General features: G+C 69.2%; 21 protein-coding genes and 2 tRNA genes. 12 read left to right on the top strand and 11 right to left on the bottom strand.

Annotated elements, in window-relative coordinates:
- Nucleotides 1–155: 155 nt before the first annotated feature.
- Together clpX and BLU08_RS14105 are read right to left on the bottom strand one after the other, a co-directional pair.
- Nucleotides 156–1418 carry an ATP-dependent Clp protease ATP-binding subunit ClpX gene (gene clpX / locus BLU08_RS14110; protein ID WP_090200461.1) on the bottom strand — a complete coding sequence of 421 codons (1263 nt, stop codon included), beginning with the start codon at nt 1416–1418 and terminating at the stop codon, nt 156–158.
- 251 nt (nt 1419–1669) lie between these two features.
- Nucleotides 1670–2377 (bottom strand): ATP-dependent Clp protease proteolytic subunit, encoded by a 708-nt coding sequence (locus tag BLU08_RS14105; RefSeq protein ID WP_090200459.1) that lies wholly within the window; start codon nt 2375–2377, stop codon nt 1670–1672.
- Nucleotides 2378–2517: 140 nt separating this feature from the next.
- Here BLU08_RS14105 and BLU08_RS14100 point away from each other — a divergent pair, with 140 nt between their 5' ends.
- Complete coding sequence (locus tag BLU08_RS14100; RefSeq protein ID WP_090200457.1) at nt 2518–4023, top strand: amidase; 1506 nt, start codon at nt 2518–2520, stop codon at nt 4021–4023.
- A 106-nt stretch (nt 4024–4129) separates the two neighbouring features.
- Here BLU08_RS14100 and tig read toward each other — a convergent pair whose 3' ends face one another.
- Both tig and BLU08_RS14090 read right to left on the bottom strand, forming a co-directional pair.
- Nucleotides 4130–5734 (bottom strand): trigger factor, encoded by a 1605-nt coding sequence (gene tig / locus BLU08_RS14095; RefSeq protein ID WP_090200455.1) that lies wholly within the window; start codon nt 5732–5734, stop codon nt 4130–4132.
- Nucleotides 5735–5792: 58 nt separating this feature from the next.
- Nucleotides 5793–5877, bottom strand: a tRNA-Leu gene (locus tag BLU08_RS14090).
- Between the two features lie 171 nt (nt 5878–6048).
- On the opposite strand from BLU08_RS14090, the gene BLU08_RS14085 reads away from it, so the two are divergent.
- The 5 genes from BLU08_RS14085 (at nt 6049) to BLU08_RS14065 (ending at nt 9147) form a co-directional block, all read left to right on the top strand.
- Entirely contained in the window at nt 6049–6312 is a 264-nt protein-coding gene (locus BLU08_RS14085) for a hypothetical protein (protein WP_090200452.1), read from the top strand.
- A gap of 56 nt (nt 6313–6368) precedes the next feature.
- Nucleotides 6369–6680 (top strand): DUF3297 family protein, encoded by a 312-nt coding sequence (locus BLU08_RS14080; protein WP_090200451.1) that lies wholly within the window; start codon nt 6369–6371, stop codon nt 6678–6680.
- A gap of 46 nt (nt 6681–6726) precedes the next feature.
- A complete protein-coding gene (der, locus tag BLU08_RS14075; protein ID WP_090200449.1) occupies nt 6727–8142 on the top strand; it encodes a ribosome biogenesis GTPase Der in 1416 nt (471 codons plus the stop codon).
- Nucleotides 8139–8618 (top strand): DUF2721 domain-containing protein, encoded by a 480-nt coding sequence (locus BLU08_RS14070; RefSeq protein ID WP_090200448.1) that lies wholly within the window; start codon nt 8139–8141, stop codon nt 8616–8618. The genes der and BLU08_RS14070 overlap by 4 nt, the downstream gene beginning before the upstream one ends.
- Before the next feature lie 64 nt (nt 8619–8682).
- Complete coding sequence (locus BLU08_RS14065; RefSeq protein ID WP_157674572.1) at nt 8683–9147, top strand: hypothetical protein; 465 nt, start codon at nt 8683–8685, stop codon at nt 9145–9147.
- 78 nt (nt 9148–9225) lie between these two features.
- Here the strand turns inward: BLU08_RS14065 and bfr are convergent, their stop codons facing one another.
- The 4 genes from bfr to BLU08_RS14045 form a co-directional block, all read right to left on the bottom strand.
- The gene (gene bfr / locus BLU08_RS14060; protein ID WP_090200444.1) at nt 9226–9726 is read right to left on the bottom strand and encodes a bacterioferritin; all 501 of its coding nucleotides are present in this window, start codon (nt 9724–9726) and stop codon (nt 9226–9228) included.
- A 161-nt stretch (nt 9727–9887) separates the two neighbouring features.
- Nucleotides 9888–10079: a bacterioferritin-associated ferredoxin gene (locus BLU08_RS14055; protein WP_090200442.1), complete on the bottom strand. Its 192-nt coding sequence runs from the start codon at nt 10077–10079 to the stop codon at nt 9888–9890.
- Between the two features lie 72 nt (nt 10080–10151).
- The gene (locus tag BLU08_RS14050; protein WP_233996006.1) at nt 10152–11495 is read right to left on the bottom strand and encodes a DUF418 domain-containing protein; all 1344 of its coding nucleotides are present in this window, start codon (nt 11493–11495) and stop codon (nt 10152–10154) included.
- 222 nt (nt 11496–11717) lie between these two features.
- Nucleotides 11718–12953 (bottom strand): SPOR domain-containing protein, encoded by a 1236-nt coding sequence (locus tag BLU08_RS14045; RefSeq protein WP_090200440.1) that lies wholly within the window; start codon nt 12951–12953, stop codon nt 11718–11720.
- Between the two features lie 311 nt (nt 12954–13264).
- On the opposite strand from BLU08_RS14045, the gene BLU08_RS14040 reads away from it, so the two are divergent.
- From BLU08_RS14040 to BLU08_RS14030, 3 genes are all read left to right on the top strand, one after another.
- Nucleotides 13265–13984, top strand: a complete 720-nt coding sequence (locus tag BLU08_RS14040) for a ParA family protein (RefSeq protein ID WP_090200437.1) — start codon at nt 13265–13267, stop codon at nt 13982–13984.
- A 17-nt stretch (nt 13985–14001) separates the two neighbouring features.
- A complete protein-coding gene (locus BLU08_RS14035) occupies nt 14002–14721 on the top strand; it encodes a hypothetical protein (RefSeq protein WP_090200435.1) in 720 nt (239 codons plus the stop codon).
- 74 nt (nt 14722–14795) lie between these two features.
- Entirely contained in the window at nt 14796–16361 is a 1566-nt protein-coding gene (locus BLU08_RS14030; protein WP_090200434.1) for a lipopolysaccharide assembly protein LapB, read from the top strand.
- Nucleotides 16362–16447: 86 nt separating this feature from the next.
- Here BLU08_RS14030 and BLU08_RS14025 read toward each other — a convergent pair whose 3' ends face one another.
- On the bottom strand, nt 16448–17689 hold the full coding sequence (locus BLU08_RS14025; protein ID WP_090200432.1) for a dihydroorotase family protein: 1242 nt from the start codon (nt 17687–17689) through the stop codon (nt 16448–16450).
- Nucleotides 17686–18711, bottom strand: a complete 1026-nt coding sequence (locus BLU08_RS14020; RefSeq protein WP_090200430.1) for an aspartate carbamoyltransferase catalytic subunit — start codon at nt 18709–18711, stop codon at nt 17686–17688. The genes BLU08_RS14025 and BLU08_RS14020 overlap by 4 nt, the downstream gene beginning before the upstream one ends.
- A 202-nt stretch (nt 18712–18913) precedes the next feature.
- Between BLU08_RS14020 and sppA the strand changes: the two genes are divergently transcribed.
- Together sppA and BLU08_RS14010 are read left to right on the top strand one after the other, a co-directional pair.
- The gene (gene sppA / locus BLU08_RS14015; RefSeq protein WP_090200428.1) at nt 18914–20800 is read left to right on the top strand and encodes a signal peptide peptidase SppA; all 1887 of its coding nucleotides are present in this window, start codon (nt 18914–18916) and stop codon (nt 20798–20800) included.
- Between the two features lie 79 nt (nt 20801–20879).
- Nucleotides 20880–20954: transfer RNA gene (locus BLU08_RS14010), tRNA-Val, on the top strand.
- 130 nt (nt 20955–21084) lie between these two features.
- Here the strand turns inward: BLU08_RS14010 and BLU08_RS14005 are convergent.
- Nucleotides 21085–21558: an Lrp/AsnC family transcriptional regulator gene (locus tag BLU08_RS14005; RefSeq protein WP_090200426.1), complete on the bottom strand. Its 474-nt coding sequence runs from the start codon at nt 21556–21558 to the stop codon at nt 21085–21087.
- A gap of 73 nt (nt 21559–21631) precedes the next feature.
- Between BLU08_RS14005 and BLU08_RS14000 the strand changes: the two genes are divergently transcribed.
- Nucleotides 21632–23119, top strand: a complete 1488-nt coding sequence (locus tag BLU08_RS14000) for an aminotransferase class V-fold PLP-dependent enzyme (RefSeq protein WP_090200424.1) — start codon at nt 21632–21634, stop codon at nt 23117–23119.
- The last annotated feature ends 69 nt before the right edge of the window (nt 23120–23188 follow it).

The raw sequence follows: 23188 nt of genomic DNA, 5'->3' as shown, positions 1-23188 counted from the left end.
GCCAGCCACGGGACGAAGTCCTGCGCGCCGAGCAAGGTGAGACTGTCGATGTTCAACGAGACACGGCGAAGACCGCAGGCGTCGGCCGGAGACCGGACAGGACCATCCGCGCGGTCGGGGCGGCGGGGAGCGTCAGCGCGCCGCCCGCGAAAACCTCACGCAGCGGCTTCCTTCTTCTCGCCGCCGTGGACGAGGATCGGGGCCTTTTCGCCCTTCACCACTTCGGCGTCGATCACGACTTCGCTGACGCCTTCCATGTCGGGCAGGTCGAACATGGTGTCGAGCAGGATCGCCTCGACGATCGAACGCAGGCCGCGCGCGCCGGTCTTGCGCTTGATTGCCCGCTCGGCGATTTCGCGCAGCGCGTCGTCGGTGAAGGTGAGGTCGACATCCTCGAGCTCGAACAGCTTGCTGTACTGCTTGACGATGGCGTTCTTCGGCTCGGTCAGGATCGTGACCAGCGCATCGACATCGAGATCGTGCAGGGTCGCGATCACCGGCAGGCGACCGACGAATTCGGGGATCAGGCCGAACTTGAGCAGGTCCTCGGGCTCGCTCTTCTCGAGCAGTTCGCCGACCTTGCGCTTGTCCGGGTCGGCGACGTGCGCGCCGAAACCGATCGAGCGCTTCTGGAGCCTGTCGGCGATGATCTTGTCCAGACCGGCGAAGGCGCCGCCGCAGATGAACAGGATGTTGGTCGTGTCGACCTGGAGGAATTCCTGCTGCGGATGCTTGCGCCCGCCCTGCGGCGGGACGGAGGCGGTCGTGCCTTCCATCAGCTTGAGCAGGGCCTGCTGCACGCCTTCGCCCGACACGTCGCGGGTGATCGAGGGGTTTTCGGCCTTGCGCGTGATCTTGTCGATCTCGTCGATGTAGACGATCCCGTGCTGCGCCTTCTCGACATTGTAGTCGGACGCCTGCAGCAGCTTGAGGATGATGTTCTCCACGTCTTCGCCGACATAGCCCGCTTCGGTCAGGGTCGTCGCGTCGGCCATGGTGAAGGGCACGTCGAAAGTGCGCGCCAGCGTCTGCGCGAGGAGCGTCTTGCCGGTCCCGGTCGGGCCGACGAGCAGGATGTTCGACTTGGCGAGTTCGACCTCGCCCGCCTTGCCGGAATGCTTCAGCCGCTTGTAGTGGTTGTGCACCGCGACCGCGAGGTTCCGCTTCGCGGAGTTCTGCCCGATCACGTAATCGTTCAGCGTCTCGAAGATTTCCTTGGGCGTCGGGACCTCGCCCTCCTTCTTTCCGGCGATCCCGGCCTTGGTCTCTTCACGGATGATGTCGTTGCACAGTTCCACGCATTCGTCGCAGATGAACACGGTGGGTCCGGCGATAAGCTTGCGCACTTCGTGCTGCGACTTCCCGCAGAAGCTGCAATACAGGGTGCTCTTGCTGTCAGATCCGCTCAATTTGGTCATTCCTGTCGTCCTGGGCGCCGCACGCGAAAGCGTTTCTTTCCGCGAGGATTCGCCAACTGTATCTGTCCGCGCGGATGAATCAACACATGCGCCGACGATTTTGCATCCGCACAGGTTCGGTTGTTCCGCCTGAACCCGTGCTGAAACCGGAAGTTTCGCCCGCGCGTGCCGGGCCGGAACGCGCGGGTGGCCCTTCGTTCATGCCGACGCGTTTCACGCGGCCGGCCGGTTCCCGGGGCCGCGGCGCCGGTTCATTCCGGGGCGCCGCCCGATCCCTTTTCCGTCTCGTCTTCCGCGCCGCTTTCGGGGCGGGTTTCGAAGACCTTGTCGACAATCCCGAACGCCTTCGCCTCGCCCGCGTCGAGGAAGGTGTCGCGGTCCAGCGCCCGTTCGATGTCGGTCAGGCTCTGGCCGGTGTATTTCACGTAAAGGTCGTTCATCCTCTGGCGGATGCGAAGGATTTCGCGCGCCTGGATCTCGATGTCGGAGGCCATGCCGCGCGCCCCGCCCGAAGGCTGGTGCACCATGATCCGCGCATTGGGCAGCGCGACGCGCATCCCCGGCTCGCCCGCGGCGAGGAGGAAGCTCCCCATGCTCGCCGCCTGGCCGATGCAGACCGTCGAGACGCGCGGCTTGATGTACTGCATCGTGTCGTGGATCGCCATGCCGGCAGTCACCACGCCGCCGGGCGAATTGATGTACATGCTGATCGGCTTCGAGGGATTCTCGCTTTCGAGGAACAGCAGCTGGGCGACGATCAGCGAGGCCATCGTGTCCTCGACCTGGCCGGTCACGAAGACGATGCGTTCGCGCAGCAGGCGGCTGAAGATGTCGAAGGCGCGTTCGCCCCGGCTCGACTGTTCGACCACGGTGGGCACCAGCGCCCCCGTCAGCGGGTCGTGCGTGAACCGGCCCTGAGTGCCGAAGCCTTCGCCCGTGTCGCCGAACAGATCGATCATGGTCGTGAAATCCTTCCCTTGGTTCTGGCCCCGCTATGTCGGAGGGCGGGGGGCAATTTCAAGGGGCTTTACCGGGCCGCCTGCGACGATGCCACCGAAATGGTCTTGCCCGCCCGGCCGTTCCCGGCAATCAATGGGTCATGCGCTCCCGGACAACCCTCGCCATCGCCGCGCTCTGCGCGCTTCTCGCCGCACCCGCCGCCACCGCCGGGCGCGGTCCCGCGCCTGCCGATTTCGACGCGCTCGCGGACATCGGCGCGCGGGTCGAGCGGATCGAGCAGTACGACGACGGGACCGGGGGCATCCACGCGGTCATCGCCCATTCGCACACGGCGGGCTTCGCGGCGCGCGAGCAGGTCGGCGTCGGCATCCTCAAGGGCCGCAGCGTGCTGGTGAAGGACAATATCGAAACCGAGGAATGGCCCACCACCGCGGGCAGCCTCGCGCTCGCGGAGAACTTCACCCGCCGCGACGCGCCGCTCATCGCGCGGCTGCGGCGCAATGGCGGGGTGGTGCTCGGCAAGACGAACCTCTCGGAATGGGCCAACATCCGCTCGAACGATTCGACCAGCGGGTGGAGCGCGGTGGGCGGGCTCACGCGCAATCCGCACGCGATCGACCGCAATGCCTGCGGCTCCTCCTCGGGCAGCGGGGCGGCCGTGGCGGCGGGCATGGCCTGGGGCGCCATCGGGACCGAGACCAATGGTTCGATCACCTGCCCGGCCTCGGTCAACGGGATCGTCGGCTTCAAGCCGAGCGTGGGGATCGTCAGCCGCACGCACATCGTGCCGATCTCGGTATCGCAGGACACCGCCGGGCCGATGACGCGCACCGTTCACGACGCCGCGCTGCTGCTGTCGGCGATCGCGGGCGAGGATCCGGCGGACCCCGCGACGCTGGGCGCGGAGCGGGTCGCCGACTATGCCGAGGGGCTGGACGAAGCCTCGCTCGAAGGCGTGCGCATCGGCGTGCTGCGCCGGCAGGCGGGCGAGCGCGCCGATGTGCGTGCGCTGTTCGATGCCGCGCTCGCCGACCTGGAGCGCGCGGGCGCGGTGCTGGTCGAGGTGGATTACGAGACGCCGGACGATTTCTGGGCGAGCACGCTGCCGGTCCTGCTCCACGAACTGCGCGAGGGGATGGATGCCTATCTTGCCGGCCTTCCCGGCGAGCGCGGTCCGCGCAGCCTGGCCGATGTCGTCGCCTTCAACCGCGCCGAGCGGGAGCGCGAATTGCGCTGGTTCGGGCAGGACCTGTTCGAGCGGGCGCTAGAGACGACCGACCGCGCTCAATACGAAGGCCACCTCGAAAAGATCCGCCGCATGACGCGCGAGGAGGGGATCGACCGCCTGCTGGCCGAGCATGACGTGCGCTTCCTCGTCGCGCCGACCACCGGCCCGGCCTGGACCACCGATCTCGTCAACGGGGACAGTTTCGCGGGGCGCATCGGCGCGGGCTATCTCGCGGCCATCGCGGGCTATCCGCACCTCACCGTGCCGATGGGAGCGGTCGAACGGCTGCCGGTGGGCCTCAGCATCATGGGCGCGCGCTGGACCGACCACGCGGTGCTGAAGGCCGGCGCGGCCTATGAAAGGGCGCGCACGGCGGTGCTGCCGGAGCCTTCTTTCAAGCGGTGGAAGGCGGATTAAACCCCTTCCATTGAGGGAGGGGGGTCGGGAGCGGGCCCCGGGCCGATCGACGCCGACCCCCCGCCCCTCACCGAGGGAAGGGCGGGAGGGCGGTAAGAAAAGCGCCTTACTGGCGGTCGGCGGCCTTTTTCGCAGGCGCTTTCTTGGCGGCGGGCTTCTTCGTGGCGGCGGTCTTCTTCGGCGCGGCCTTCTTGGCGACGGGCTTGTCGCCCTCTTCCTTGGCCGCGGCCTTCTTCGCGGGCGCTTCCCCGGCTTCGGCTTCCGCCCCGCCCTCGTCCGCGGGCTTCTTCTTCGCGCCGGTCTTCTTGGCAGCCGCCTTCTTCGCGGGCGCCTTCTTCTTCGCCGGCTCGGCCTTGACCTTTTCCTTCTCGGCCTCGACGTTCTCGTCAGCCTCGATCGCGGCCTGGAGTTCCTCCTGCGTCACCTCGCGCTCGGTCACCTCGGCCTTGTCGAACAGGAAGTCGACCACCTTGTCCTCATAGAGCGGCGCGCGCAGCTGGGCGGCCGCCATCGGTTCGGACTGGATGTACTGGACGAAACGCTCGCGGTCCACCTGCCGGTACTGCGATGCCGCCTGCTGGATCAGCATCGACATTTCCTGGCTGGTGATCTCGACGCCGTTGGCCTGGCCGATCTCGGACAGCAGCAGGCCCAGGCGCACGCGGCGTTCGGCGATCGCCCGATAATCGTCCTTCTCGTCCTCGATCTGCTTCAGGGCGGCCTCGGGATCCTCCTCCTTCGCCGCTTCCTGCTGGAGCTGGGTCCAGATCTGCTCGAACTCGGCCTCGACCATGCCCTGTGGCACGGGGAAATCGTGGTTGGCGGCAAGCTGGTCGAGCAGGGCGCGCTTCATCTGGGTGCGGGTGAGCCCGGCGGTCTGCTGCTCGAGCTGGCCGCGCATGATCTCCTTCAGCATGTCGAGGTCGTCGAGGCCGAGGTTCCTGGCGAACTCGTCGTCGACCTTGGTCTCGCTCTCGACCTTCACCGCCTTCACGGTGACGTCGAAGGTCGCTTCCTTCCCGGCGAGGTGTTCGGCCTGGTATTCCTCGGGGAAGGTGACGGTGATCGTCCTTTCCTCGCCCGTCTTCACGCCGACGAGCTGCTCCTCGAAGCCGGGGATGAACGTGCCCGAGCCGAGCACCAGCGGGGCATCCTCGGCCGCGCCGCCCTCGAAGGGTTCGCCGTCGAGCTTGCCGACGAAATCGATCACGATCTGGTCGCCCTCGGCCGCCTTCCTGGTCTTGGCCGCGTCCTTGTAGCTCTTGTTCTGGCCCGCGATCCCCTCGATCGCTTCCATCACCTGTTCGTCGGTCACGGGCACGACCAGCTTTTCGAGCTTGAGCCCGTCGATGCTGGGCGCCTCGATCTCGGGCAGGACTTCGAGCTCGACCGTGATTTCGGCGTCTTTGCCCTCGTCATACCCTTCGCCGAGCGCGATCGCCGGCTGCATCGCTGGGCGCAGGTCTTCGGTGCGGAGGAGCTGGTCGACCGAATCGCGGATCGTGTCGTTGACGACCTGCGCGTGGAGCTGTTCGCCATGCATCTTCTTGACGAGATTGGCCGGCACCTTGCCCGGACGGAAGCCGTGCATCCGCACCTGCGGGGCGATCTTCCTGATTTCGGCGTCGATCCTGGCCGCGATGTCGGCGGCGGGAATCGTGATCACATAGCCGCGCTTGAGGCCTTCACTGGTGGTCTGCTTGGTCTGCATGGGGTCGGTATCGAAGCCTTCTTGAGCAAAACGTGACGGCTGCGGGCGATGGGCGAACTGGTGCGGGCGAAGGGACTCGAACCCCCACATCTTGCGATACCAGAACCTAAATCTGGCGCGTCTACCAGTTCCGCCACGCCCGCGAGCCTGAACGAAGCCGCGCGGGAAACCGTCCGGTCCCCCGCGCGTATCAGCGCGCCTCTATCCCTTGCCGGTCAAAAGGGCAAGCACTGGCTGGCGTGCGACCGGCGGCCGTGCCGCGCCGGAACGATCGGGCCGGGCTTCCGGTTGATCGGATGAAGGAGAAATGCCGCATGACCGATAGCGACAGCCAACCGCGATCCGATCGCCCCGCGCGCGGGCATCCGCGCGACTACGACACGCCCGAAACGCCGGAGGGCACGCCGCCCGTGATCCGGCCCGACCGGGAGGAGGAGCGTATCGAGCAGGCGCAGGGCACCGACCGGGAAGCGCGCGAGAAACTCGAGAAGCGCCAGCGCCGGCGCGCCGACCGCGAAGGCGCGGGCGAGCAGGAGCTCGATTCGATGCGGCCCGAAACCCTCTTCCCGCCTGACTGACCGCGCCCTTTGCATATTGTCAGCGCCCCCGCACCCGATTACGGGCGGGCACCGACATGACAGACGAAACCACCCCCGACAGCGGCGCCGACCAGGCCCGCGACGTTCCGCCCGACCACCTCTCGGTCCACCCGCACAGCCCCCATTTCGATGCCGAGGTGCTCCAGCGCGGCGTCGGCATCCGGTTCAAGGACCGGGTCCGCACCGACATCGAGGAATATTCGATCTCCGAAGGATGGGTCCGGGTGCAGGCCGGCAAGACCGTCGACCGCAAGGGCAATCCGCTGACGATCAAGCTGTCCGGCCCGGTCGAAGCATGGTTCGAGGATCTCGGCGAGAACCCGCCGGTCGCCCGCAAGGACGGCTGAGCCACCTTGCCAAGCCCGGGCCGAGCGGCCACTTGGGGCTGCAGGCATGGAACGCGCACAAACCCCCCCGGGAAAACCGACGGTCGTCATCATCGGCCGGCCCAATGTCGGCAAGTCCACCTTGTTCAACCGGCTGGTGGGCAAGAAGCTGGCGCTGGTAGACGATCAGCCCGGCGTCACACGCGACCGGCGGATGGGCGATGCCGAGATCGCGGGGCTGCGCTTTACCGTGGTCGACACCGCCGGGTGGGAGGACGAGGACGACCTCACCCTTCCCGGACGGATGCGCAAGCAGACGGAGGCGAGCCTCGAAGGCGCGGATGCGGCGCTGTTCGCGGTGGATGCGCGCGCCGGGATCACCCCGCTCGACACCGAGATCGCACGCTACCTGCGCGAACACGCGGTCCCGATCGTCCTCGTCGCCAACAAGGCCGAAGGCGCCGCCGGGGAGGCGGGCGTGCTCGAGGCCTATTCGCTTGGCCTTGGCGAACCGGTCGGGCTTTCCGCGGAACATGGCGAGGGAATCGCCGACCTGTTCGGCGGGCTGTGGCCGATCATCGGCGCCAAGGCCGAGGCGGCGGACGAGGCGGTCGAGCAGGCCGCTGACGCGGAGGACGCGCCCCTCGGCCCGCTCAAGCTGGCCATCGTCGGGCGGCCCAATGCGGGCAAGTCGACGCTGATCAACCGCCTGCTGGGCGAGGATCGCCTGCTGACCGGGCCGGAAGCCGGCATCACGCGGGATTCGATCGCGGTCGACTGGCGCTGGACCGATCCCAAGACCGGCGACGTCCGCGACGTGCGCCTGATCGACACGGCGGGAATGCGGAAAAAACGCAATGTCACCGAAAAGCTGGAAAGGCTCTCGGTCGCCGATGCCCGCCGCGCGGTCGATTTCGCCGAGGTCGTGATCCTGCTGCTCGACGCGACGCAGGGGCTCGAACACCAGGACCTCAAGATCGCCTCCGCCGTGCTCGAGGAAGGCCGCGCGCTGATGGTCGCGATCAACAAGTGGGACGTCGCCGAGGATGCGAGCAGCCTGTTCAACGGCGTGCGCCAGGCACTGGACGATGGGCTCGCCCAGGTCCGCGGCCTGCCGCTGCTGGCGGTCAGCGCGAAGACCGGCAAGGGGCTCGACCAGATGATCGGCGCCGCCTTCGACCTGCGCGACAGCTGGTCGAAGCGCGTATCGACCGCCGCGCTCAACCGCTGGTTCGACGATGCGCTCGCCGCCAATCCCCCGCCCGCGCCCGGCGGCCGGCGGATCAAGCTGCGCTACATCACCCAGGCAGGGACGCGCCCGCCGCGCTTCGTGATCTTCGGCACGCGGCTCGACGATCTGCCCAAGAGCTACGAACGCTATCTCGTCAATTCGATCCGCGAGCACCTGGGGTTCGATGCGGTCCCGGTGCGCGTGAACCTGCGAAGCCCGAAAAACCCGTTCGGCGGGGGCAAGGACAGGTGAACGCGTTCGGCATCCTCGTCGCCGCCCAGCCCTTCGCCTTCGACATTCTCGAGCGCACCGCCTCGACCCCGCAGGTGCAGGCGGTGGTGCAGCAGAGCCTCGCCCCGGCGTTTCTTCTGGGGGCGATCGGGGCGATCATGAACGTCATCATGAGCCGGATGATCTGGATCGCCGGGCGGATCGAGCGGATCGAGGAGATGCACGCCGAAACCCAGACCGAACGTGCCGCGCGCGAGCTCGCCTGGCTCGAACGGCGGCGCCGCGCGGCGCAGCGGGCGATCAGCTTCGCGACGGCGGCGGCGGTCAATATCAGCCTCGTCATCGGGCTCGTCTTCCTCGCCGCCTACATCAAGGCGAAGATCGGCAGCCTGATCGCCTTTCTGTGGGTGCTGACCATGGTGCTGCTGGTGACGGGCCTCGTCCATTTCCTCCACGAGACGCGGCTGGCGGCGAGAGGCTTCACAAGGGACGGATGAGACGAGAGTTTCCGGACATATGCTGGCAGCGGGGACGGCTGCGCTGCTCTGCTGCGCTCCGGCCATGGCTCAGGAACCGGAAGCAGAGGTCGCGGCCGAGGCCGATGCAGCGCAGGAAGGCCCGCTCGGTCCCGATCCCGCGCCGGACGAGGTGATCGAATTCTTCACCCTGTTCAGCGCCTCCGAACGGATCGGGGAAGCGCTTGCCCCGGTGTTCTCCGAAATCATGGAACCGGGCGCGGTCCGCGAGGGCCGGGAGGAAAGCGGCATCGACATTCTCGCCGAACTGGCTGCGAGGGAAGGGGCTGCGGAGGCCTTCCTTATGCGCGACACCGACCGGACAGCGAACCTAGAAACATGCATGGTCTACGAGCGCGCGGGCGATGGCGCCTTCCGGGTCCGCAGCTACCTTCCGACGGGCGAGACCCTGCCGGGGCTCGACGCCGATGGCACGCCGCTCGTTCCGATGCCCGCGAGCGACCTCGACGTCTTCCTGCAGGAGACCCCAGAGCCGGCTCCGGAAGAATAGGGCAGCGCAAAGGCGACCGGATGCGAAAAGGCCCGCCGCCGCTCGCGCGGCGCGGGCCTTTCATCGCGCCGCGGGCGGTCAATTGCCCGCGCCGGCCTCGCCCTCGCCCGCAGGCTTGCTCTGGAGCTGGCAGTAATTCTGCAGGCCCATCCGCTCGATCAGGTCGAACTGCGTTTCGAGGAAGTCGACGTGCTCCTCCTCGTTGCGCAGGATGTCCTCGAAGATCTGACCCGATGTGAAGTCCTTCGCCTCCTGGCAATAGGCCGCGGCCTCGCGCAGGAGCGGGATCGCCTCGTGCTCCAGCGCGAGATCGGCCTTGAGGATCTCCTCGACCGTCTCGCCGACCTTGAGCTTGTGGATCGCCTGGAAATTGGGCAGCGCATTAAAGAACAGGATCCGTTCGGCCAGCCGGTCGGCGTGCTGCATTTCCTCGATCGATTCGTGGCGCTCGTATTCGGCGAGCCTGGTGAGACCCCAGTCGGCCAGCACGCGGTAGTGCAGCCAGTACTGATTGATGGCGGTGAGTTCGTTGGTGAGCGCCTTGTTCAGGAACTCGACGATTTTCGGATCGCCCTGCATGGCGCGTCTTCCCCTTTGCATGGGCCGAGCGCCTGGCACGGCCCGTCAAAACGACGGGACGTTATATGGGGCGGAAAACCGCGGTTTGCAAGCCGAAGGGTTCAGAGTTTTTGTTGTGAAATCAGGGCCTTGAAAGCCACTCGCAATAGCGGCGCGGCAATTCAGACCGCGACTTTCTCGCAAGCGGACAGCGAACGCTCCTGTTCGATGATCTTGCCCGCTTCGCCGAGACACTGGCCGCAATTGGGGCGTTTGCCCAGCGTCGCATAGGTTGCCTCGGCATCGCCCGCGCAGCCGAGCGCCGCGCGCCGCAGCTCGTCTTCGCGGATTGCGTTGCAGATGCAGATATACATGCGAAGAACCTCTCCTGCGAGTCGTTTGCAGGCCAAAGATATGCGAGCCGTTCTCAATAGCAAGGAAAAACGTCACCGCTTCATCGCGAAGAGGCGTCCGTAGGTCAGGCTGCGCCACAGCCATTCGAGCGGCCCGTAGCGATAGCGTTCGAGCCAGGGCTTCGACCAGAGCAGCATCGCCGCCCAGGCAAGGACCACGACGACATAGAGCTGCGGGCGATCGAGCGCCCCGAACAGGCCGAGCCCCCAGCCGTGGAAGAGGAACAGCATGACGAGCGAGGTGCCGAGGTAATTGGTGAAGGCAACCCGCCCCGCCGCGCGCACCCTTTCGGCGAGTTCCCCGGTCCAGCGCGGCGAATATTCGACCATCAGCGCGGCGAGGCCGAGCACCATCGCGAGCCGCGGCAGCGGGCTCCAGCCGATGAAGGCCGCCTGCACGGTGTAGAAGGCGAACCCTCCCTCGCGCACGAACAGGCCGATGCCGAAGTGCATCAGCCCGCCCGCGATCACCCCCGTCCAGCCCCAGAACCGCATCCGCCGCGCATCGAACGCGCCCGAGAAGAACCCGAGCCTGTAGAGCGCGACGCCTAGGAACATCAGCGGCAGGGTCTCGAAGACGAACACCGCGAGGTTCGCCAGCGGCACGAACCATTCCTCGCGCACACGGTAAGCGACAAGGCCCGCGTAATCGCCCGAAAGCTTGAATTCGCTGATGACCGCATCATCGGCCAGCTGGCGCTCCTGGTCGGCCAGCATCTCCTCGCGCAGCTCGGCGAGGTCGCCGGTCTCGCCCGCCGCGGTTTCGACCACGGCAAAGGGAAAGGACAGCGCCGCCGCATACAGCAGAGCGCCGAAGACATAGCCGACAAGCCCGGTCCACAGCTGGGCCTTCACCCCCCACCTGAGGCAGGGCACGACGAGAAAGCCGATCGCGGCGTAATAGAACAGGATGTCGCCTGCCCACATCAGGAAGAAGTGGACGAGCCCGAACACCAGCAGCACGGCGAGCCGCCACATCTGCCGCCAGCGCGTGCCACCGCGCGCCCACACGCGCTCCATGAAGAGATAGAGCCCCGCGCCGAACAGCAGGGTGAAAAGCCCGCGCATCTTCCCGTCGACGAGCACGAACTGCGCGATCCACATCCATTCGGACGCCGCGCCGTGCTCGGTCAGGAAGGCGGCCGGGTAGAGGTAGGCGAGGAAAGGCTGGCCGAAGCCGACGATGTTCGCCGCGAGGATGCCCATGACCGCGATGCCGCGGATGAAATCGAGGCTTTCGATCCGTTCGTTCGCGGCGACGGGGGCGATCGCCCCGTCGCCCAGCCGCGCGTCCCCCGCACCGTCCGGTGTCGCATCGCCCCGCGCGCCGGACATCCCGCCCCGCCCCGCGCCGCTTTCCGCATAAGTGCCGCTCACCCTTCGATCCCCATCCCGTTGGCGTCCGGGAAGGGACACTAGCACCATGGCGACAGGGCGATAGCCCCGCGACCTGCGCGAACGAAAGGAGCGCGGGCGATGATGCCGGCGCGCGACACCCACCCTGCCCCGGCAGCCTGCGCCGCAAGGGGGAGGCCGGACACGGGCGAAACGCGGTTCGACCTCGCGCCGGCAGGAGGGAAGGGAGAGCGGCCGCGCGCGCTAGGAGCCGGGCGCGGCAACGATACAGGCCTGCCCTTCGCGCGCCAGCGCGGAGCAGGCGGCCCGGGCGTCCGACCGGCGGGCGAAGCCGACCGCCTGCAGCTTGGTCACCCGCCCGGCGGGCACGAGTGCGCGTTCGGTCCCGGCGAGCGCGGGATTGTCGGCAAGCTTCCTCCACAGCCGTTCGGCATTGCCCGGCACGCCGAACGCGCCGAGCTGGACCCGCCATTTCCCGCGCGGGCGGGCCGCCGCCTCGACCCGGACGGGTTGCGGGCGAGCCCGCGCCGCCGAAGGGGCGGCCTGCGCGCCCGCCCCGGAAGCCAGACCCGAAGCCGAAGCCGAAACCGCCGCCGGAACCGGCGCGGGCGGGGTGCGCGGCGGCGCGGCCTCGCGCGGTTCGGGCAGGGCCGCGACCAGCACGGGCGCGGGATCGGGCCGGGCCGATCGCTGCGGGCCGGGCTGCGGTTCGCGCCCGGTCTGCGGCTGGGATTGCGGCAGGGCCTCCGCCATCTGTGCGGGCGTGCCCGCCGCGGCCGCGACCGGGGCGGGCGCGTCCTTCGCCGCGCTCATCCGGCCGAGATCGGCTGCGGCCAGCTGCGCGGAGCGCCTGCGGGCCGATTCCTCTTCGAGCTGGCGGGCGAGCGATTGCGCCGCGCTTTTCTGGGCATCGGGCACGTAGCGATCCATCTGGGCCAGCGCCTCGGTCGCCTGCGGCAGTCCCTGCGACCGGGCGAGGGTGAGCAGGGCATAGGCGCGCACCCAGTCCTTCGGCGCATAGTCGGCGTTGAAATGGGCGAGGCCGAGCACGTATTGCGCGCGCGGGTCGCCGCGGTCGGCGGCGTCGCGGATCAGCGGCATCGCGCTTTCCTGTGCGCCCTGCTGGAACAGCAGCAGGCCGTAATTGTCGGCTGCTTTCGCATGGCCTTTCTGCGCCGCTTCGGCATAGAGTTCGCGCGCGCGGGCGATATCCGCCTCGACCCCGCGACCAAGGCGATAGGCCTGGGCGAGGTTGAAGAGGGCATCGGGATCGCCATTGGTCGCCGGTCCCTGCCATTCGGCGACCGCGCGGCCATAGTCACCCGCGCTCCAGGCGTCGACACCGTCCTTGACATTGGCGAGCCCGGGCGTCGCGGCCAGCGCCAGCAGGAGCGCCGCCGGGCCGGCAGGGGACCGCGCGAAGGCGCGAGCGAGCCGGCAGGGCGCCGGGCGCGCGGAAAGGCTGGTGTCGCTGGGCATCGCTGATCCTCGAACTCCTGACCGGTTGGGAAACATATCACGCTTCGCCCTCGGCGAGGGCTCACAAAAGCAAGTCTCGCGCGGGCACGTCCGCGCGTCCATCGGGGAAAGAACCATAGTGAATGAAGCGTTAGGATTTCCTTTCCGCTCCGGCCGCGTCGCGGGCGCCAAAGGGACCGCCCCTGCCGAGCGGATGGCTGCGGGTCGCGGGGCGGCGTCTTAACCCAAAATTAGGGGTATCCTGCGAAGCCTCGTTTCAACCCGCCGCAGACGCGCGGCATCACACGGTTCAATCCAGGGGGACCCTAGCGTTGCGTGTACTCGCTTTGGCATCGCAGAAAGGCGGATCGGGGAAGACCACCCTCTCCGGCCACCTCGCCGTCCAGGCCCAGCGCGCAGGCGCCGGCCCGGTCGTGCTCATCGACATCGACCCGCAGGGATCGCTCGCCGACTGGTGGAACGAGCGCGAGGCGGAATATCCCGCCTTCGCCCAGACCACCGTCTCGCGGCTCGCCAACGATCTCCAGGTGCTGCGCCAGCAGGGCTTCAAGCTGGCGGTAATCGACACCCCGCCCGCGATCACCATGGCGATCCAGTCGGTGATTTCGGTCGCCGAACTGATCGTGGTGCCGACCCGCCCCAGCCCGCACGACCTGCGCGCCGTGGGCGCCACGGTCGACCTGTGCGAACGCGCGGGCAAGCCGCTGGTCTTCGTCGTCAACGCCGCCACCCCCAAGGCCAAGATCACCTCGGAAGCCGCCGTCGCGCTGTCGCAGCACGGCACGGTCGCGCCGATCACGCTCCACCATCGCACCGATTTCGCCGCCTCGATGATCGACGGGCGCACGGTGATGGAAGTCGATCCCGAAAGCCGCAGCGCGGCCGAGATCACGGCGCTGTGGAAATACATCAACGACCGGCTGGAAAAGAACTTCCGCCGCACCGTCTTCGCTGCCGCCCCCAACGGGCAGGTCGCGGCGAACGGCGTCCACCGCCCGGCGGGCGGATTCGGCCGCCGGGTCGCGCAGTAAGGGAGCGGGAGAGGGGTATGCCCGAAGCCGGTTTCGCCTCGCTCGGTCCGACCCTGCTCGCGCGCAAGGGCGGGGCCAAGCCCGCCATGCGCCCGCAACTCGCGCCGCTCACCCAGAGCCCGGAGGAAATGGCCGCGCTCGCCGACGAACAGCTTGAGGATCTGGGCTGGAATGACATGGGTGACGATCGCGGCGACGACGCGGACAATGCCTGGGCTGGCCCCAACGCAGCGGGCGCGGGCGCGCAGGTCGTGCCGATCCTCCCGACCCTTCCCGAAGCCGCGGGCGACAGCCCCGCCCAGGCCCGCAGCCCCGTCGTCAGGCGCCAGCAGAAACAGCTCGCCGAGCGCGTCCTTGCCGATGCCGCGATGGACGGTTCGGAAGGCGAACTGGGCGACGAGGAGGAGGAAGACCTCTCCGCGCGCTATTTCGAGGACGACGAAAGCGAGGGGCACGAGGCCTTCGAGGCCCCCGCCCCGCCGCCGCCGCCGCCGCCGTCGCCGCGCAAGCCGGTCCGCCGGCCCGCGGCCCGCCCCGCCGCCCGAACCGCCGCCCGGCCTTCGGGCAAGCGCGCCGCCTTCACCCTGCGGCTCGACACCGAACGCCATCTCAAGCTGCGCCTTGCCGCGACCATGCAGGGGGTGAGCGCACAGGCCCTCGTGACCGAGGCGCTCGACGCGTTGCTCGCCGAATTCGAGGAACTCGACGCGCTCGCCGCCCGGATGCGCCGCAACTGAGCCGCGCCCTCGCCCGCACCGAACCAGAGCAACGACCAGCGAACCGCACCAAAAGGACCGACAGGGGAAACATCATGGATCGCACTGCCTTCATCCGCACCGGGGGTCCGAGAGTCGGGCTCTTCGTCACCACCGCGCTCGCCAGCGTGGTGCTGGCCGGTTGCAGCACGACCGGCGCCCCGCCCGCCGAAACCTCCTTCGCCAAGGCGCAGACCGCGCTGGAAAAGGGCAGGACCGACGAGGCGATCGCCCATGCCGAGGCCACCGTCCTCGCCGAACCGCGCAATCCCGCCTACCGCGCGATGCTGGGCGCGACCTATCTCGAGAACGGCCGTTTCGAGAGCGCGGCGACCAGCTTCGGCGATGCGCTCGCGCTCGGCCACGAGGACCCGCGCACCGTCCTGAGCTTCGCGCTCGCCAGCATCGCGATCGGCGATGCGAAGACCGCGGTCGCCACCCTGCGCGAATGGGAGAACGCCATTCCGGGCGACGATCTCGGCCTTGCCTATGCGCTTGCCGGGGAGCCGGAACGCGGCGTCCACGTGCTCACCAACGCGGTGCGTTCCGGGCTCGCCACCCCCAAGGCGCGGCAGAACCTCGCCTACACCTATGCGCTCGCCGGGAACTGGCGCGCGGCGCGGGTGATGGCGGCCGAGGACGTTTCCGCCGACCAGCTCGACGCGCGCCTGTCCGAATGGGCCGCGACCGCTTCGCCGGAGGACTACCGCGCCCGCGTGGCGAGCCTCCTGCGGGTGACACCGGTGGCCGACGGCGGCCTCCCCGCGATGCTCGCGCTCTCCAATTTCCCGAGCCAGGAGCAGATGGTGGCCGAAGCCGCCGCGGCGATCCCGGCCGAGGACAAGGTAGCGGAGCCGAAACTCGCCGAAGCCGCCGCGAGTATCCCTGCCGAGGTCAAGTCGGCGGAGCCGAAACGGGCCGAAGCCCCGGCCGAGCCGCGCGAGAGCGAACGGCCTGCCATGGCGCGCGGCGAATCGCGGATGGAACGGATCGATCCGACGCCCAGCCGCCTCGCTGCCGATGCGCCCGCCAAGCCCGCCGCGAAGCCCGCCGCGAAGCCAGCACCGCGCATCTCGGACAAGGCGCCCGCCGCCGCGATCGCCGCCGCCCCGGCAGCGAAGCCCGCGCCGGGTGCCCCGCGCTTCGTCTCGAACCCGGTGGTGCAGAACGTCGCCGCCGCGAAGCCCGGGCCGACCCGCGTCGCGGCGAACGCCTCGCAAGCCCGCATGGCCGCCACTGCCACCGCCACCGCCACCGCCGCCGCAGCGGCGCGCGGCGATGCCGCCCCCAGGCCTGCCGCACCGGCGCCGGCCCGCTCCTCCGCCGACACTCACCTCGTCCAGCTCGGCAGCTGGGACAGCCACGAACTCGCCAAGGCCGGCTGGGAAAACCTCAAGCGCAAGCACCCGAGCCTCAAGGATCACGACGTCGTCATCACCGAGGCGCTGGTCAACGGGAAGACCTATTTCCGCGTCGCCGCGGCGGGTTTCGACCTGCCCCGCGCGCGTTCGATGTGCCGCACCGTCAAGCAGGGCGGCGGCGGCTGCTTCGCCTATGCCAAGACCAACCCGCCCGCGGGCGCGGTCGATCGCGGCGTGCGGATCGCGGCGCGCACCGAATAGGCGCGGATCACGATTTCAGCGAGACTGCCCCCGGGAGCGAGCCGCTTCCGGGGGCATTTTTTCGTCACCGTCCAACGGCTGGCGCCTCAGCCCTTCGCACCGACCCGGATGCCACCCTTCAGCAGCGCCCTGACCCGACCCTGGGCGCCCTGCCGGTCGAACGGCGTGTTGTCGGCGGTCGCTTCCATCTTGCGGCGGTCGATCACCCAGGGCGCATCGGGATCGATCAGCGCGATGTCGCCTTCCAGCCCCGGCTCGAGCCGGCCTGCCGGCACGCCGAGCAGGCGCGCCGGGTTTTCCGCGAGCAGAGCGAAGGCGCGCGCGGTGTCGATCACCCCGTCCCGCACGAGGGTAAGGGTCATGGCGAGCAGCGTCTCCGCCCCGGCCATGCCGGGCGCGGCGTCAGCGAAGGGCAGGCGCTTTTCCTCCGGCCCGCGCGGGTCGTGCCCGCTCGCGATCACGTCCACCGTCCCGTCCGCGATGGCGGCGAGGGCGGCCTGACGGTCCGCCTCGCTCCGCAGCGGGGGGGAGAGGCGGGTGAAGGTGCGGAAATCGGCGGTGGCGAGGTCGGACAGCATGAAATGCGCCGGGCTGATCCCGCAGGACACGGCAAGCCCGCGCTGCTTCGCCTGCCGGACAAGGTCGAAGCCGCGCGCGGTCGTCACCTGCCGGATGTGGAGCCGCGCCCCCGCCATCTCGGCCAGCATGACGTCGCGCGCGATGGCGAGCGCCTCGGCCTCGGCCGGGGCGGCGGGCAGGCCGAGCCGGGTCGCGATCTCGCCCGCGGTGGCCGCCGCGTCCCCTGCCAGCCCCGCATCCTCGGCATGGGCCACCACGACGAGGTCGAGCATGGCGGCATATTGCAGGAGGCGCAGCATCACGCCGCTGTCCGCGATCCAGCGCCGGCCCGTGGCGACGCCGCGCGCGCCCGCCTCCCGCATCAGCGCGATCTCGGCGAGTTCGCGCCCTTCCAGCCCCCGGGTCGCGGCGGCGAGCGGGTGGACCCACAGGTCGGGCTTGCCGCTCTTGGCGATGTAGCCGACCCGGCTCGGGAAATCGAGCGGCGGGGACTGGTCGGGCATCAGCGCGGCGCGGGTGATGCCGCCGAAATGGAACGCCGGCTTGTCGACCGCGAAGACGCCGAAGTCAACGAGGCCGGGCGCGACGAGCAGCCCGCGCGCGTCGATCACCTCGTCGCCCTCCTGCGGACGCAGCCCGGCCCCGAGCGCCGCGATCACCCCGTCCGCGAGCCGCAGCGCACCTTCGACCACGCCCGATGGCGTGACCAGCCTGCCGCCGGTGATGGTGATGGGCCGGGCCTGCTTCATCGCTCGCCCTCCCACCCTTCGACCCCGCGCGCGGTCCGCGTGAGGATGTCGAGGCAGGCCATGCGGATCGCGACTCCCATCTCGACCTGCCGCGTGATCAGCGAACGCCCGGCAAGGTCGGCAACCTCGCTGTCGATCTCGACCCCGCGATTCATCGGGCCGGGATGCATCACGAGCAGATCGGGCGAGGCCCGTTCCAGCCGCCGCGCCGTCAGCCCGTAGAGATGGCGGTATTCGCGGGCCGAGGGGATGAACTGCCCCGCCATCCGCTCCGACTGGAGACGCAGCATCATGACGACGTCGCAGCCCTTCAGCGCGGCGTCGAAATCGTGGAACGGCTCCGCCCCCATCGCCTCGATCCCTTCCGGCATCAACGCGGGCGGCGCGCACAGGCGCACGGTCGCGCCCAGCGCCTGCAGGCACAGGAGCGAGGAGCGCGCGACCCGGCTGTGGCGGATGTCGCCGCAGATCGCGATGGTGCGGCCGGTGAAATCCTCCGCGCCCTCGCCCCGCTCCGCCAGCGCGTGCCGCAGCGCGAGCGCGTCGAGCAGGGCCTGCGTGGGGTGCTCGTGGCTGCCGTCGCCCGCGTTGAGGGCCGGGCAATCGACCTTGTCCGCGATCAGCTGCGTCGCCCCCGACGAGGCATGGCGGATGACGATCGCATCGGCCCGCATCGCGTTCAGCGTGATCGCGGTATCGATCAGCGTCTCGCCCTTCTTGAGGCTCGAGGTCGCGGCAGCCATGTTGACCACGTCCGCGCCGAGCCGCTTGCCGGCGATCTCGAAGGACAGCAGCGTGCGGGTCGAATTCTCGAAGAAGGCGTTGATGATGGTGAGCCCGGACAGAAGCTCGGCATGTTTCGAACGCTGCCGGTTCAGTTCCACCCACTGTTCCGCCTCGGCGAGCAGGTAGAGGATCTCGTGCCGCTCGAGCTGGCCGATGCCGGTGAGGTCGCGGTGCGGGAAAGCCGCCCTGCCCGCCGGAAAGCGGCTTTCGGACGGCGAAGGCGGCGGGCTGGTCATCGCGGCAACGCCCTTAGTCGAGCGCCATGCGCCGCTCAACCCATGGACCTTCGCTTTCCCGGGGAATCCCGACCATGGAAAGACCGGGCGATGCTTCCTATCTCGGGGCGAAGCACTCCAAGACAACCGGCCTGTTCGCTCTCCCGATGCCGTCGGGGCGTGCAAGGCCCAAACGCGCTGCCGCCGCAGCAAAGGGCTGAATATGAGTTTCGTGGGCAAGATCTGGAAGGTTCTGGTCGGGATCAAGGACGGGCTGGTGCTCGTCTTCATGCTGCTGTTCTTCATCGCCCTGTTCGGCCTGCTTTCGGCGAGCCCCGATCCGGGCAAGGTGCGCGAGGGCGCGCTCTACATCGAACTCGACGGGTTCGTGGTCGAGGAACGCGCCCCGCTCGACCCCTTCACGGCGATCCTGAGCGGCGAGGCGCCGGTGCAGGAATTCCAGGCCCGCGACCTGGTGCGCGCGCTGGACGCGGCGGCGACGGACGAACGGGTCAAGGCGGTGGTGTTCGACCTCACGCTGTTCGCCGGGGGCGGCCAGGTCCACCTGCAGGAAATCGGCGAAGCGATCGAGCGGGTCAGGCAGGCGGACAAGCCGGTCCTCACCTATGCCCTCGCCTATGCCGACGATCACCTCCAGCTCGCCTCCCACGCGAGCGAGGTGTGGGTCGATCCGATGGGCGGCGCGCTGGTAAGCGGGCCGGGCGGAACGAATCTCTATTACGCCGACCTCCTCGAAAAGCTCAGCATCAACGCCCGGATCTACCGCGTCGGCGAATTCAAGTCGGCGGTCGAACCCTATGAGCGCAATTCCATGTCGGCCGAGGCGCGCGAGAACCTCGAGTCGCTTTACGGCGCGTTGTGGGAGGAATGGCAGGCCAACGTCAAACGCGCGCGCCCCGCAGCCGAGATCGACCGCGTGACGAGCGATCCGGTCGCCTGGGTCGAGGCTTCAGCGGGCGACCTCGCCGAGGCGGCGCTCGATGCGAAGCTGGTCGACCGGCTCGGCAGCCGCGCCGAATTCGGCACGCGCGTCGCCGAGCTCGCGGGCGAGGACCGCTGGGACGAACGGCCCGGCGCCTTCGCCAGGAGCGATTATGCCCCCTATCTCGCCGATACCGCACCGGACGAGCCGGGCAAGGCGATTGGCGTCGTCACCATCGCGGGCACCATCGTCGATGGCGATGCCGGTCCGGGCACGGCCGGGGAGGGGCGGATCGTCGATCTGCTCGACCGCGCGCTCGACGATGATCTCGCCGGGCTGGTCGTGCGGGTCAATTCGCCCGGCGGCTCGGCGATCGCCTCGGAGAAGATCCGCATCGCCGTTCAGCGCTACCGCGACAAGGGCCTGCCGGTGGCCGTCTCCTTCGGCAATATCGCCGCGAGCGGGGGCTACTGGATCGCGACCGCGGGCGACCGCATCTTCGCCCAGCCCGAAACGATCACAGGCTCGATCGGGGTCTTCGCTGTGCTGCCGACCTTCGAGGACGCGGCGGAGCGGATCGGAGTCACTGCCGACGGTTTCCGCACCACCCCGCTGTCGGGCCAACCCGATCTCATCGCCGGGCTGACGCCGGAGGTCGACACGATCCTCCAGGCTTCGGTCGGCAACAGCTACAGCGACTTCATCGAGCTGGTCGCGAAATCGCGCGGCCTGTCGGTGGATCGCGTCGACACGATCGCGCAGGGGCGCGTCTGGGACGGCGGCACGGCGCGCCAGATCGGGCTCGTCGACCAGTTCGGCGGGCTCGACGACGCGCTCCGGTGGACCGCGGCGCAGGCCGAGCTTGATGAGGGCGACTGGCACCCGCGCTTCCTCGGCGAGGCCGCGCCGCGCTACGATTCGCTGATCCGCCAGATCGTGACCGAAGCCGCCGCACCTGCGCCCTCTGCGGCCGGCGGCGACCTTTTCGCGCAGGCCGCGCGCCAGCGCGAGGGCGTGCTCGCGCGGGTCGCAGGGGATGTCGAGCGGCTCTCGGGCGCGCGCGGGGTGCAGGCCTATTGCCTCGCCTGCCCGGGCGAGGACCGTCCGCAGGCCGCCCGCGCGGCGCGCGGCTGGGTCGAAACGCTCGCGCAGCTCTTCGCGAAGTAGGCGCGAGGACGCCGACACGGCGCTTGCCAAGCGCGCGGGCGCGCGGTAATGGCGCGCCCCTGTCCGACACGCTCCGGACGGGCGCGTAGCTCAGTGGTAGAGCACACCCTTCACACGGGTGGGGTCGCAAGTTCAATCCTTGCCGCGCCCACCATTTTCCCGGCCCATTTTCCCGGCCTATCTTCCAGGCGAGCCGGCACCTGTTCTCCATCGACATGGCCGGGGCACCGGCCCGGATGTCCGATCCCGGTGACGGAGGCTTGGGCAGCGGTATCGATGGCGGCCTAATCCAGCGCCACCGGCTTGGCGCTCATCATCTCTTCCATGACGAAATGCCCGGTGACGACCGAGAGGTCGAAGCCGTCGACGAGGCTCTGGTAGAACCGGTCGTAACCCGCGATGCCGCGGGTGACGACCTTGATGAGGTAATCCCATTCCCCGCCGATCCGGTAGAGGTCGACGACACCCGGCAGGCGCTCGACATGGTTTCTGAACCCTTCGGCCCATTCTTTCGAATGATGCGGGGTCTTGATCATCACCACGACGACGAGATCGAGGCCGAGCCGCGCCAGGTCGAGCTCGGCGCGCTGGCCGAGGATGACGCCTTCGGACTGCAGGCGGTTGAGCCGCCGCCAGCAGGCGTTCTGCGACAGCCCGACCTTATCGGCGAGCGCGCGCTGGCTGAGCGAGGAATCGGCCTGAAGGGCGGCGAGGAGCTTTCGATCGATTCGGTCGATTTCGATTGTCTGGGTGGTCATATGACACGCTCCATAGCCCAAATCGCCCGAAAGAGGTGCTGATAATCGATTCCGCCCGCGCGAATATTGTCGCATGACAACCGCCCCTGCCCGCTCCAAGGCGCCGCCTGCACCCGCTTCTCCCTTCGCCGCCTTCCGCGCGGCGATCGAAACGGCCCTGCATCACGGCACGCTGGCCAGGGATATCATCGGCAAGGGCCTCGTCTTCGACGGGCCGTTCGGGCCGGTCAGGCTGATCTATGCGGACTACGCCGCATCGGGCCGGGCGCTGATGCAGGTGGAACGCTTCGTGATGGAGGAGGTCCTGCCGGTCTATGCGAACCCGCATACGCAGGCTTCCTTCTGCGGGCGCTCGATCAACCGCCTGCGCCGCGAGGCGCGCGCGGAAATCGGGGCGTTCTGCAGCGCGGGGGCCGGGGATGCGGTGATCTTCGCCGGCAACGGCGCCACGGCGGGCATCCAGAAACTCGTCCGCCTGTTCGCAGCCGACCGGCGCGACGCGAAGGGCGAACGGCCGGTGGTGCTGGTCGGGCCGTACGAGCATCATTCCAACCTCCTCCCATGGCGCGAGAGCATGGCCGAGGTGGTCGAGCTTCCCGAAAGCGCTTCGGGCGGGCCGGACATGGGGGCGCTCGCAGCGCGGCTTGGCGAATTTTCCGGCCGGCATATCATCGGCGCCTTCTCGGCCGGCTCCAACGTGACCGGGGCGCTGACCGACATTGCCGCCGTCTCGCGGCTGGTGAAGGCGCATGGCGGGCGCGTGATCTGGGACCATGCCGGGGCCGGCCCCTATCTTTCGATGACCATGCGCCCGGCAGCGGACGTGCATGTCGATGCGCTGGTCACCTCCCCGCACAAGTTCGTAGGCGGGCCGGGAGCCTCGGGTATCCTCGTCGTGCGGCGCGAGGCGGTGATGCTCGACACACCCTCCGCCCCCGGCGGCGGCACGGTCAGCTTCGTCACGCCCGATGCGCACGACTATCTCGGCGATCTCGCGGCGCGCGAGGAAGCGGGCACGCCCAACGCGATCGCCGACATCCGCGCCGCGCTCGCGGTCATCGTGCGCGGCTGCATGATGCGCGCCGGGCTGGACGCGCGCGCCGAAGCGATGCGGCGCGCGGCGCTCGCCCGGTGGCGGGCGAACCCGCGGATCGAGATCCTAGGCCCCGACCATGGGGCGATGCTGCCGATCGTGTCCTTCCGCGTGCGCGGCGAGGACGGCGCGCCGGTCCATCACCAGCTCGTCACGCGCATCCTGTCCGACCGCTTCGGCGTGCAGGCGCGCGGCGGCTGCGCCTGCGCGGGGCCTTATGTCCACCGCCTGCTGGACATCGATGCCGCCCGTTCGGACGCGATCCGCGCGGCGGTGAGGGCGGGCGCGGAGCTGGAGAAGCCCGGCTTCGTGCGGGTCAATTTCTCGCCGCTGATGGACGAGGAGGAATTCGCCGCGCTGGTCGACGCGGTCGACGAGGTGGCACGCGGCGCCGCGCATTACGCGGCTCGATACGCGGCCGACCCCGCTACCGCCGTGTTCGAGCCGGTCGCGACCCCGGCGCCCTGACATCGACCCGTCCCGCAAGCGGCGCGGGATTGACCCGGGCATCCGGAACCGGCCAGGCGACTTTTCCCC

The sequence above is a fragment of the Erythrobacter sp. HL-111 genome (genome assembly GCF_900105095.1).
Lineage (GTDB): Bacteria > Pseudomonadota > Alphaproteobacteria > Sphingomonadales > Sphingomonadaceae > Erythrobacter.
Note: the sequence above shows the minus strand (reverse complement) of the source record. Positions and strands in the feature narration are given on the sequence as shown.

Excerpts from the sequence above, each read along its gene's own strand:
- BLU08_RS14055 (WP_090200442.1), bottom strand. The coding sequence starts at position 10,079 with ATGTATATCTGCATCTGCAACGCAATCCGCGAAGACGAGCTGCGGCGC.
- BLU08_RS14085 (WP_090200452.1), top strand. The coding sequence starts at position 6,049 with ATGACCGATAGCGACAGCCAACCGCGATCCGATCGCCCCGCGCGCGGG.
- BLU08_RS14030 (WP_090200434.1), top strand. The coding sequence starts at position 14,796 with ATGGATCGCACTGCCTTCATCCGCACCGGGGGTCCGAGAGTCGGGCTC.
- tig (WP_090200455.1), bottom strand. The coding sequence starts at position 5,734 with ATGCAGACCAAGCAGACCACCAGTGAAGGCCTCAAGCGCGGCTATGTG.
- der (WP_090200449.1), top strand. The coding sequence starts at position 6,727 with ATGGAACGCGCACAAACCCCCCCGGGAAAACCGACGGTCGTCATCATC.
- sppA (WP_090200428.1), top strand. The coding sequence starts at position 18,914 with ATGAGTTTCGTGGGCAAGATCTGGAAGGTTCTGGTCGGGATCAAGGAC.
- bfr (WP_090200444.1), bottom strand. The coding sequence starts at position 9,726 with ATGCAGGGCGATCCGAAAATCGTCGAGTTCCTGAACAAGGCGCTCACC.
- BLU08_RS14000 (WP_090200424.1), top strand. The coding sequence starts at position 21,632 with ATGACAACCGCCCCTGCCCGCTCCAAGGCGCCGCCTGCACCCGCTTCT.
- BLU08_RS14100 (WP_090200457.1), top strand. The coding sequence starts at position 2,518 with ATGCGCTCCCGGACAACCCTCGCCATCGCCGCGCTCTGCGCGCTTCTC.
- BLU08_RS14020 (WP_090200430.1), bottom strand. The coding sequence starts at position 18,711 with ATGACCAGCCCGCCGCCTTCGCCGTCCGAAAGCCGCTTTCCGGCGGGC.
- BLU08_RS14105 (WP_090200459.1), bottom strand. The coding sequence starts at position 2,377 with ATGATCGATCTGTTCGGCGACACGGGCGAAGGCTTCGGCACTCAGGGC.
- clpX (WP_090200461.1), bottom strand. The coding sequence starts at position 1,418 with ATGACCAAATTGAGCGGATCTGACAGCAAGAGCACCCTGTATTGCAGC.
- BLU08_RS14045 (WP_090200440.1), bottom strand. The coding sequence starts at position 12,953 with ATGCCCAGCGACACCAGCCTTTCCGCGCGCCCGGCGCCCTGCCGGCTC.
- BLU08_RS14065 (WP_157674572.1), top strand. The coding sequence starts at position 8,683 with ATGGCTCAGGAACCGGAAGCAGAGGTCGCGGCCGAGGCCGATGCAGCG.
- BLU08_RS14005 (WP_090200426.1), bottom strand. The coding sequence starts at position 21,558 with ATGACCACCCAGACAATCGAAATCGACCGAATCGATCGAAAGCTCCTC.
- BLU08_RS14080 (WP_090200451.1), top strand. The coding sequence starts at position 6,369 with ATGACAGACGAAACCACCCCCGACAGCGGCGCCGACCAGGCCCGCGAC.
- BLU08_RS14025 (WP_090200432.1), bottom strand. The coding sequence starts at position 17,689 with ATGAAGCAGGCCCGGCCCATCACCATCACCGGCGGCAGGCTGGTCACG.
- BLU08_RS14035 (WP_090200435.1), top strand. The coding sequence starts at position 14,002 with ATGCCCGAAGCCGGTTTCGCCTCGCTCGGTCCGACCCTGCTCGCGCGC.